Source organism: Rhodoplanes elegans (genome assembly GCF_016653355.1).
In the GTDB taxonomy this organism is placed as follows: Bacteria; Pseudomonadota; Alphaproteobacteria; order Rhizobiales; family Xanthobacteraceae; genus Rhodoplanes; species Rhodoplanes elegans.
Genome location: NZ_NHSK01000018.1, coordinates 1 through 9,658, shown reverse-complemented (window position 1 = coordinate 9,658; position 9,658 = coordinate 1). Strand labels below are relative to the sequence as shown.

General features: G+C 65.9%; 11 protein-coding genes. 7 read left to right on the top strand and 4 right to left on the bottom strand.

The features are described 5' to 3' along the window. Positions 1 to 229: 229 nt before the first annotated feature. From CCR97_RS01115 to CCR97_RS01095, 5 genes are all read left to right on the top strand, one after another. Positions 230 to 1,192 carry an ABC transporter substrate-binding protein gene (locus CCR97_RS01115; protein WP_111359728.1) on the top strand — a complete coding sequence of 321 codons (963 nt, stop codon included), beginning with the start codon at positions 230 to 232 and terminating at the stop codon, positions 1,190 to 1,192. 315 nt (positions 1,193 to 1,507) lie between these two features. After that, positions 1,508 to 2,281: an ABC transporter permease gene (locus CCR97_RS01110; protein ID WP_111359729.1), complete on the top strand. Its 774-nt coding sequence runs from the start codon at positions 1,508 to 1,510 to the stop codon at positions 2,279 to 2,281. Continuing rightward, the gene (locus tag CCR97_RS01105; RefSeq protein WP_170146030.1) at positions 2,278 to 3,063 is read left to right on the top strand and encodes an ABC transporter ATP-binding protein; all 786 of its coding nucleotides are present in this window, start codon (positions 2,278 to 2,280) and stop codon (positions 3,061 to 3,063) included. The genes CCR97_RS01110 and CCR97_RS01105 overlap by 4 nt, the downstream gene beginning before the upstream one ends. Then, positions 3,060 to 3,227: a hypothetical protein gene (locus CCR97_RS01100; protein WP_170146031.1), complete on the top strand. Its 168-nt coding sequence runs from the start codon at positions 3,060 to 3,062 to the stop codon at positions 3,225 to 3,227. The genes CCR97_RS01105 and CCR97_RS01100 overlap by 4 nt, the downstream gene beginning before the upstream one ends. Beyond that, positions 3,224 to 4,369 carry an alpha-hydroxy acid oxidase gene (locus CCR97_RS01095; RefSeq protein WP_111359731.1) on the top strand — a complete coding sequence of 382 codons (1,146 nt, stop codon included), beginning with the start codon at positions 3,224 to 3,226 and terminating at the stop codon, positions 4,367 to 4,369. Before CCR97_RS01100 ends, CCR97_RS01095 begins: the two co-directional genes overlap by 4 nt. A gap of 319 nt (positions 4,370 to 4,688) precedes the next feature. Here CCR97_RS01095 and CCR97_RS01090 read toward each other — a convergent pair whose 3' ends face one another. Then, the gene (locus tag CCR97_RS01090; protein ID WP_170145892.1) at positions 4,689 to 5,945 is read right to left on the bottom strand and encodes an alpha/beta hydrolase; all 1,257 of its coding nucleotides are present in this window, start codon (positions 5,943 to 5,945) and stop codon (positions 4,689 to 4,691) included. A gap of 361 nt (positions 5,946 to 6,306) precedes the next feature. Here CCR97_RS01090 and CCR97_RS01085 point away from each other — a divergent pair, with 361 nt between their 5' ends. Then, positions 6,307 to 6,870 carry a hypothetical protein gene (locus CCR97_RS01085; RefSeq protein ID WP_146618777.1) on the top strand — a complete coding sequence of 188 codons (564 nt, stop codon included), beginning with the start codon at positions 6,307 to 6,309 and terminating at the stop codon, positions 6,868 to 6,870. After that, positions 6,867 to 7,712, top strand: a complete 846-nt coding sequence (locus CCR97_RS01080; protein WP_146618776.1) for a hypothetical protein — start codon at positions 6,867 to 6,869, stop codon at positions 7,710 to 7,712. The genes CCR97_RS01085 and CCR97_RS01080 overlap by 4 nt, the downstream gene beginning before the upstream one ends. 30 nt (positions 7,713 to 7,742) lie before the next feature. On the opposite strand, the gene CCR97_RS01075 is transcribed toward CCR97_RS01080, so the two are convergent. The 3 genes from CCR97_RS01075 to CCR97_RS01065 all read right to left on the bottom strand — a co-directional run. Next, the gene (locus CCR97_RS01075) at positions 7,743 to 8,300 is read right to left on the bottom strand and encodes an HNH endonuclease (RefSeq protein ID WP_111357934.1); all 558 of its coding nucleotides are present in this window, start codon (positions 8,298 to 8,300) and stop codon (positions 7,743 to 7,745) included. Positions 8,301 to 8,512: 212 nt separating this feature from the next. After that, complete coding sequence (locus CCR97_RS01070) at positions 8,513 to 9,193, bottom strand: alpha/beta hydrolase (protein ID WP_111357936.1); 681 nt, start codon at positions 9,191 to 9,193, stop codon at positions 8,513 to 8,515. Between the two features lie 2 nt (positions 9,194 to 9,195). Next, on the bottom strand, positions 9,196 to 9,658 hold a 463-nt coding region (locus CCR97_RS01065; protein WP_201159239.1), incomplete at its 5' end, for a DNA-3-methyladenine glycosylase family protein.

Sequence of the window (9,658 nt, the reverse complement as noted above, 5' to 3'; positions counted from 1 at the left end):
GCTCCCCTCCTCCCATTCGCGTCAGCGAATGGCGGGGAGGGGTCGGGGGTGGGGGGCTTCGCGGCGCTTCAAAATGTATAGACATATCGATCTGCTCAGCAAGCCGAAGCCTTCCAGCAGGAGCCTCGCGTCTGCCCAGAAATGCGCCATTTTGCGTTATGTCTATACATTTGACACCTCGATCCCCTTCTGTTCAAATCCGCCGGAATTTTCAACGCGGGGAGATCCCATGCGGTTTTTCAAGCTATCCGCGATCGCGTGTGTCGCGGCTTTCGGCGTCGCCACGGCGGCTGAGGCGCAGGCGCCGGCTCCCCTCACCAAGGTGGGCCTCGGCATCTCGGGCTGGACCGGCTTCGCGCCGCTCACCCTCGCCGCCAAGGCCGGCATCTTCGAGAAGAACGGCCTCGACGTCACGCTGAAGAAGATTCCGCAAAAGGACCGCCACCTCGCCATCGCGGCGGGCGACATCCAGTGCGCGGCGACGACGGTCGAGACCTGGATCGTGTGGAACGCCGCCGGCATCGCCACCAAGCAGATCTTCCAGCTCGACAAGTCGTACGGCGCCGACGGCATGGTGGTGCGCAACGACATCAAGAAGATCACCGACCTCAAGGGCAAGACGGTCGCCGCCTCGGCGCCCGGCACGGCGCCCTATTTCACGCTCGCCTGGTTCCTGAAGAAGAACGGGCTGACCCTCAAGGACGTGACCATCGTCAACATGGAGCCGGGCCCGGCCGCGCAGGCCTTCCTGGCCGGCCAGAACGACGCCGCCATGACCTACGAGCCCTATCTCAGCGCGGTGCGCGAGAAGCCGGAGGCCGGCAAGATCATCGCGACGACGCTCGACTACCCGATGATCCTCGACACGGTCGGCTGCACGCCGAAGTTCCTGTCGGAGAACCCCAAGGCCGCCAAGGCGCTCGCCGACAGCTACTTCCAGGCGCTGGAGATGATCGCCAAGGAGAAGGACAAGTCCTTCGAGATCATGGGCGCCGACGTGAAGCAGTCGGGCGAGGCGTTCGGCAAGTCGGCCTCCTACATCCGCTGGCAGGACAAGGCGGCGAACCAGAAGTTCATGGCCGACGAGATCTTCAAGTTCTCCGACGAGGCCGCCGCCATCCTGCTCGAGGCCGGCATCATCAAGCAGAAGCCCGACATCAAGGCGATCGTCGACGACAGCTTCGTGAAGTGAGCGCCGACTGCCCATAGTCGCTCGTGCGGCACGGTCGACCTTTTTCCGCCCTCACCCTGAGGTGCCCGGCGAAGCCGGGCCTCGAAGGGCGAGGGCGGCCCCGTTTCAGGGGCCACATGGTTCGAGACGCGCACCTTGCGGTGCGCTCCTCACCATGAGGGGTAGGGGCGGATCCGGCCGCGCCCCATCGAAGTGGCGATGAGCGACCGTCCGGGTTGCGTCACGCCCGGTTGACTCCACCGCGTCGCCGCGTCTTCTACCGGGACCCCGTCGCTTTTCGCCGGCCCCGCTCCGACACGAACGAGACCCGCCGTCATGAAACCGCTCGAGCCGGTCGGCAACACGGCCAAGATCGTCCTCGGCATCCTGTTCTTCGTGCTCCTGTTCGCCGGCTGGTCGTTCGCGACCTTCGGGGGCTACGTCTCGAAGACCTTCCTGGCCGATCCGCTGACCATGCTGCACGACGGCTGGACGCTGTTCGTGCGCTACGACTTCCTGCACGACATCGGCATGACGGTGTGGCGCGTCGTCGGCGGCTTCGTGCTCGCCACCATCGTCGCGGTGCCGCTCGGCATCGCCATGGGCGCCTACAAACCGATCGAGGCGTTCTTCGAGCCGTTCGTCTCCTTCGCCCGCTACCTGCCGGCCTCCGCCTTCATCCCGCTCCTGATCCTGTGGGCCGGCACCGGCGAGATGCAGAAGCTGCTGGTCATCTTCATCGGCTCGGTGTTCCAGATCGTCCTGATGGTCGCGGTGTCGATCGGGGCGACGCGGCGCGATCTCGTCGAGGCGGCCTACACGCTCGGCGCCGGCGACCGCGGCATCGTCACCCGCGTGATGCTGCCGGCCAACGCGCCCGAGATCGCCGAGATTCTGCGGCTCGTGCTCGGCTGGGCCTGGACCTACGTGATCGTCGCCGAACTGATCGGCGCGTCGTCGGGCATCGGCCACATGATCGTCGACAGCCAGGCGCTGCTCGCCACCGGTCAGATCATCTTCGGCATCATCGTCATCGGCGTCATCGGGCTGGTCTCGGACTTCCTGTTCAAGGCCGCGAACCACCGCCTGTTCCCGTGGAAGTTCGCATGACCCAGCTCCTCGTCGAGGGCGTCTCGCGCCAGTTTCCAGGCCGACGCGGCGCCGGTCCCACGCGCGCGCTCGAGCCGACCACCATCGCGGTCGAGAAGAACGACTTCATCACGGTTCTGGGTCCGTCCGGCTGCGGGAAATCGACGCTGCTGCGCATCGTCGCCGGGCTCGACAAGCCGACCACCGGCCGCGTCGTGCTCGACGGGCGCGAGGTGAAGGGGCCGGGCGCCGATCGCGGCATGGTGTTCCAGTCCTACACGCTGTTCCCGTGGCTCACCGTCGCCGAGAACATCGCCTTCGGGCTCGCCGAGCGCGGCATGCCGGAGAAAGAGCGCGCCGAGATCGTCGCCGACTACGTCCAGAAGGTCGGGCTGAAGGGCTTCGAGCACCACTGGCCGAAGCAGCTCTCGGGCGGCATGCAGCAGCGCACCGCGATCGCCCGCGCGCTCGCCAACGATCCCGAGATCCTGCTGCTCGACGAGCCGTTCGGCGCCCTCGACACCCAGACCCGCGGGCTGATGCAGGAGATGCTGCTCGCCATCTGGGAGCGCGAAAAGAAGACCGTGATGTTCGTCACCCACGACATCGAGGAGGCGATCTTCCTCGCCTCGCGCGTGATCGTGATGACGGCGCGGCCGGGCCGCATCAAGACCGAGATCACGGTCGACCTGCCGCATCCGCGCGACTATCACATGAAGACCACGGCGGCCTTCTCCGAGCTGAAGGCGCGCCTCACCGAGGAGATCCGCGCCGAGGCCGTGCTGGCCGCGACGGAGCATTGACTGCCTCCGTCATGGCCGGGCTCGTCCCGGCCATCCACGAACTGGCGGTGCTGCGCCAAGGGAAGGCGTGGATGGCCGGGACAAGCCCGGCCATGACGAGACAGGAATTTGCCGCGACGGGCACCGCAGCGCGCGACCCGCGCCGGCTGGACGAATTGCGATGACCATCGTCAACATCGACGACATGCGCGAGGCCGCGAAGCGGCGGCTGCCGAGGCTCTTCTTCGACTACATCGACGGCGGCAGCTTTTCCGAATCGACGCTGCGTGAGAACCGGCGCGGCTATGACGCCTGGGCGATCGAGCAGCGCGTTCTCGCCAGCGCCCGCGTCCCGGACTTGTCGACGCAGGTCCTGGGCAAGCGCCAGGCGCTGCCCTTCATGCTGGCGCCGGTCGGCTTCCTCGGCCTCTATCGCGGCGGCGGCGAGATCCTCGCCGCCCGCGCCGCGCGGGCCGCCGAAATCCCGTTCTGCCTGTCGACCTTCTCGGTCGCCTCGATCGAGACGCTCGCCCGCGAGGCCGGCGGCGACCTCCAGTTCCAGCTCTACATGCTGGACGACCGCGGCCTCACCGACGAGCTCCTGGCCGCGGCCACGGCGGCCGGCGTGTCGACCCTGCATCTCACCGTCGACTGCACCGTCACGGCGATCCGCGAGCGCGACGTGCGCAACAAGTTCCGCTCGGCGCGCCGACCGACGCCGGCGATGCTGCTCTCCATGCTGTCGAAGCCGGCGTGGTTCCTCGATCTCCTCTCGCACGGCCTGCCGTCGGTCGAGGTGCTGAACCGACACCCCGAGTTCGGCAAGGGCGCGCTGGAGCAGGCCGTGAACCTGTCGCGCCGCATCGACCGCACCGTGAGCTGGGCCGAGGTCGACTGGCTGCGGGCGCGCTGGCCCGGCAAGCTGGTGATCAAGGGCGTGCTGTCGTCGGCCGACGCGCTGACGGCCCGCGACGCCGGCGCCGACGCCGTCGTCGTCTCCAACCACGGCGGCCGTCAGCTCGACGGCGTGGCGTCCACCATCTCGGTGCTGCCCGAGGTCGTCGAAAAAGTCGGGCCGGACTTCGAGGTGCTGCTCGACGGCGGCATCCGGCGCGGCGCCGACATCGTCAAGGCGCTGGCGCTCGGCGCCTCCGGCGTGCTGCTCGGCCGCGCCTACGCCTTCGCGCTCGCCGCGGGTGGCGAGGCCGGTGTGGCGCGCGCCGTCGAGATCCTCGCGACCGAGCTGTCCATCACGCTCGCTTTGATGGGCCTCGGCGCGATCGACGAGCTGAAGGCCGCCGGAACCAGCGTGCTGCGGCGGCCGTGATAGGCATCCGGTTGATCAGGTCGCTGGTCATTCCGGGGCGGCGCACAGCGCCGAGCCCGGAATCCACCCGCAAATACGGAGTTTGTCGCTGGATTCCGGGTTCGCGGCTTCGCCGCGCCCCGGAATGACAGCAAACCGATCGACTGGAAACAGTGATACCAAGGGCCTCCGGCACTGACTCTCACCGTCACCCTGAGGTGGCTGCGCGAAGCGCAGCCCTCGAAGGGGGACGGCCGGGGCCGCATCCTTCGAGGCCCGGCTGCGCCGGGCACCTCAGGATGACGGGGCAGGGCTCAGGGCCGTTGGTATGAGAGGCCCGTCACGGCATCGCGCAGCCGTTCGGCATCGCCTTGCCGGCGAAGCGGTCCTTGATCCATTGCAGGTAGAGCGGCTTCGCGGCGACCGGCGTGGAGAAATGCGTCTGCTCGCCGGCGAGCTGGACGCGGGTGACGTCGGCGCCGAGGCCGCACATCTGCTCGCGATAGAGCTGCCCCATCACGGGCGGCACGACGACGTCCTTGGTGCCCCAGTAGATGATCACGGGGGCGACCGGCGCCACCGGCGCGACGCTCCCCTCGATCAGCGCGCGGCTCCAGGCCGCGGCATTGGCGGGTCGGTCTCTCAGGAGCTGCTTGTAGGTCGAGCCGAACGTGTAGGCGATCGTATCGGCGCCGGCATGCATGCACTTCTTGCTGAAGATCGTGTCGATGGCGCGGGCGCCGTCCTCGGTGAACACGTCGGTCAGCTTCAGCGCGGGAAACGCCGCCGGCATGGCCCACAGGCTCATGGCGTAGTGGGCGAAGTTCATCGCGTTGTCGCTGAAGGTCTTCGATAGCCCCTCCAGCATCGCGGTCGCCGCCGCGTCGTCCTGCGGACCCTTGGGCGCCGTCACGGCGACGTCGTACGGGGCGAGTGCCGCGAAGCCGATCACCGCGATGCCGTCGTACGCCGTGTCCTTGCGGCCGATATAGTCCGGCATGCCTGCCGCGGCGAGCGTCGCGCCGCCGCCCACCGACCAGCCGTAGACGATCGCTTTGCGGCCGTCGCCACCGAGCCCGAGGCTGCCGGCGGCCCGGATGGAGTCGATCACGTCGCGCCCCTGGGTGACGGCGACGGCGTACTGGTGACGGCCGCCGCCGCCCAGTCCCTGATAGTCCGTGGCGACGACGACGTAGCCCTCCTTGACGAGTTCGGCGATCGACGGAACACCGAAGTCGGTCCAGGACGTGCCGCCGACCAGAAAATACTCGTTGAGCTCCTGCACGGGATTCAGCACCTGCGAGGGGCCGCAGTTCTGCGCCGTGCCGGTGGTGCCGTGCGCCCAGGCGACGATCGGCCGGCCGCCTTGCGGCGGCGCGCCCTGCGGCGCGATCACCAGGCCGGTGGCGATGGTCGGCCGGTCGCCGACGTCCGACGAGACATAGGCGATCCGCCATGCGACGGCGCCGGGGACCGACGTCGCGACAGGCTCCTTGGCGATCACTTGGCCGAGTTTTCCGGCGGGCGCGAGCTTGGCCACGGCTTCGTAGAAGGGCGGAACGTCGACCTCGGCGGCATGCGCCGTCAGGTTCGGCATCCATGCCGCGACGACGGCGCCCAGGCCTAATGAGACTAATGAGATTGCATTACGAATGATCATGCATCTGCTCCGCATCTGATGCCGCGTCGAACTGTCGTGATGAGAAAAAGCGGGACGAACGCGCCAAATCGCGCGGCGTCCTGCGTGAACGCTGCGCCGCGGATTGTCTTATAAGGAGTCTGTTTTCAAAAACTCTTCACGTCGCTGCGACCAAGGCGATGCGAGCGGCGTTCGGGCTAATCTTGGACGAGCCTTACCGGTTGATAACTGGAGCGGACAGTATTGACCGTGGGAAATTGGTCTCAAGAATGAACGATGCTGGATTCGGAAACTTCCATTCATTCGCAGGACGGCGGCAGTGGTGCGGAAAACAGAAGCTAAAAACGCTTTGCAGATCGTCATCGATGCGCTCAAGCCGCTGGATTCCGCTGAGCGGCGCCGTACCGTCGATGCAGCAATGATCTTTCTCGGCGAGGGCGGATCCTCGCATCGCGAGAAGCCCGCGGGGGCAGACACGCCGGACCTCGAGAACAATGAGTATTCGCCCCCTGTTCGAAGGTGGATGCAACAAAACAGTGTTACGTCGGATCAGTTAGAAAGAGTGTTCCATATCGGGGAAGACGGAAACTTCGATATTCACGATGCGCCCGGAAGTTCGAAGAAGGAAAAAACAATAAACGTCTACATCCTTACTGGTGTTGGGGTGTTCTTGGCTTCGTCAGGGACGGGGTTTACTGACGCTCTCGCGAGAAGTCTTTGTGAGTCAATAGGCTGCTATGACTCCACAAATCATTCGAAATATCTTTCGAGTCACAAGGGGCCGGAATATACAGGAAGTAAGTCAAAAGGGTATACCATCACAAAAATGGGGCTTAAGCGAGGAGCTGAACTTGTAAAGAGTTTTTCAGGAGATGAGAAGTGATCGATCCTTCTCGATTATTGGCAGGTCTTCCGGAGCGACTCCGTGTCGAGCTCCTTCAGGCCTTCGGAGAAATTACGAACAACTATTTAGAGAGGCGGTGGGAGCCTGCCGAACTCAATGGTGGCAAATTTAGTGAAGTGGTTTATTCAATTATAGATGGAGCGCTAAAGGGCGCATTCCCCGCACGGTCAAACAAGCCAGCTAATATGCTTACATCGTGCCGGTCGCTTGAAAACGTTCCCGCTGATCCACAGAGGGTCGGAGATCGGAGTCTCCGCATTCTTATGCCGCGTCTACTCCCCGTTCTTTATGAGATTCGTAATAATCGGGGCGTCGGTCACGTTGGAGGTGACGTCGACGCAAACCACATGGATGCGGCGGCCATTCATGGGATGGCTAGCTGGTTGCTAGCGGAGCTTGTTCGAATATTCCACAATGTGCCGATTGAAGAAGCCCGTGAGGTCGTTGATGCGCTTTCGGAAAGGAAGACGCCGTTAATATGGAAAGTGGAAAACATAAAGCGTGTTCTAAAGGCCGGCATGACGGCGAAAGACCAGACCTTGCTTCTGTTGCATCACAGTAGCGGATGGGTGTCGGCGAGGGATCTTTATAGTTGGATAGAATACTCGACTGAAAGCAGTTATCGGACAAAGGTGCTGGCTCCGATGCATAAGTCTCGTCTGCTTGAGTTCGACAAGCAAGGACTTCGTGCGAAAATATCTCCTGTTGGAATATCCATAGTCGAGGCGCTGCTTTCGCAGGGAAGCGGTGCTCCCGATGGGGCCCTCAAGAAAAAGACAGCCCGGTCCACACGACGCCCTCGGCATCGTCGAGTGACTTGATCTTACCAGACTGAATATATTCGAGCATCCTCACGGATCGAGCTCGGTGTCCCAATAGAGATAGTCGAGCCAACTGTCGTGCAGGTAGTTGGGCGGGAACAGGCGGCCGTTGCGGTGCAGGTGGTTGACGCTCGGCTGGAACGGGATCTGGCCCGGCTTCATGCCGGCCTCGTGCGGCGTCTTGCTGCCCTTGCGCAGGTTGCAGCACGCACACGCCGTGACGACGTTGTCCCAGGTGGTCTGGCCGCCGCGCGAGCGGGGGATCACGTGGTCGAAGGTGAGGTCGTCGTGGCTGCCGCAGTACTGGCAGGAGAATCGATCGCGCAGGAAGACGTTGAACCGGGTGAAGGCCGGATTGGTCGTCGGCTTCACGAAGGTCTTCAGCGAGACGACACTGGGGAGGCGCAGCTCCAGGGTGGGGCTGTGCACAGCCTTGTCGTAGTGTGCGACGATGTTCACCCGGTCCAGGAACACCGCCTTGATCGCGTCCTGCCACGACCACAGCGACAGGGGGTAGTAGCTCAGCGGACGGAAGTCGGCGTTGAGCACTAGAACCGGCCATCCGCTCGGCGACGTGTGAGCGTTCAACGCCCCTCCACCTCGTTTCGGGGCGCCGCAGCGCGGTACCGCTGCAGCGCAGCAAACCAGCACCCGTATCTTATAGGCAGCCGTGACAGCCTTGTGAAGCCGTGCGGAAGCGCCTGTGAAATCTGCGTCGGAGAGCGGTCCCGCCGCACCCGCCTTCGCGGCCCGTCGGGAGCGAATCGCCGGGCGCGGCGCGGCCGGCGACGTAGCGTCGTTCAGCGCCCGGCGAAACGGCGCGCCAAGAAGCCGCCGGCGAGCGCCAGCCCGTCCTCGTCGATGCCGTGGCCGATCCCGTAGGAGATGTGCCACTCGGCCGGAATCCCGAGTGCCGCCAAGCCGTTCGCCGCCTGGAGCAGGGCCTGGACCGGGATCAGGTCGTCGTCGGAGCCGTGCGCGAGCAGCACCGGCGGCCGGGCCTTGATCTCGCCCGCCACCGCCTCGGCCGCTTCGGGCCCGGCGTCGTTCGGCAGCACAAAGATGCCGGAGAAGCCGACGATGGCGGCGGGCGCGACGGCGCGCCGCAGGCCGACATGCAGGGCCATCATGGTGCCCTGGCTGAAGCCGACGAGCGCCAGCGCCGAGCCCGGCAGTCCGTGGCGGGCGAGTTCCTGGTCGAGGAATTGGTCGAGGACGGGGGCGGCGGCCTGGACGCCGCGCCAGCGCTCGCCCGGCGACCGGAAGGTCAGCGGGAACCACTCGCGGCCGACCGGCGCCTGGCCGCAGGGTCGCGGCGCGTGCGGCGACACGAAGGCGGCGTCGGGCAGCACCGCCTGCCACATCCGGCCGATGTCGATGAGGTCGTTGCCGTCCGCCCCGTAGCCGTGGAGGAAGACGACGAGCTGGCGCGCCGGTTTTTGCGAGCGCGGCGCGAGACGCGGGCCGTCGATCGTTCCCACGGTCATGCTCCTCGTTCCGCCGGGACGGGCGGGGCCGGCAGCACGGGATCGCGCTGCTTGATGGTGCGATAATACGTCCACAGCAGGAAAGCCGCCACTCCGCGCCACGGCCGCCACGGCTCGGCGAGCGGCCCCATCTGCTTGGTCGTCGGACGGGCGTCGAGCACGAAGGCGATCCGCAGCGCCTCCTGCAGCGCGAGGTCGCCGGCCGGCCAGGCGTCGGCGTGGCCGAGGCAGAACAGGAGGTAGCTGTCGGCCGTCCACGGCCCGATGCCGTGCACGGCGACCAGCGCCGCGTGGGCCTCGTCGGCCGGCAGGCGGGCGACCGCGTCGAGGTCGAGCGCGCCGTCCCGCAGCGCCCGGGCGATCTCCTTCAAGGCCTTGATCTTCGGCGCCGACAGCCCGATCCGCGCCAGCGTCGAGTCGCGGGTCCGCAGCACCCGCTCGGGCGCGAACGGGTCGATG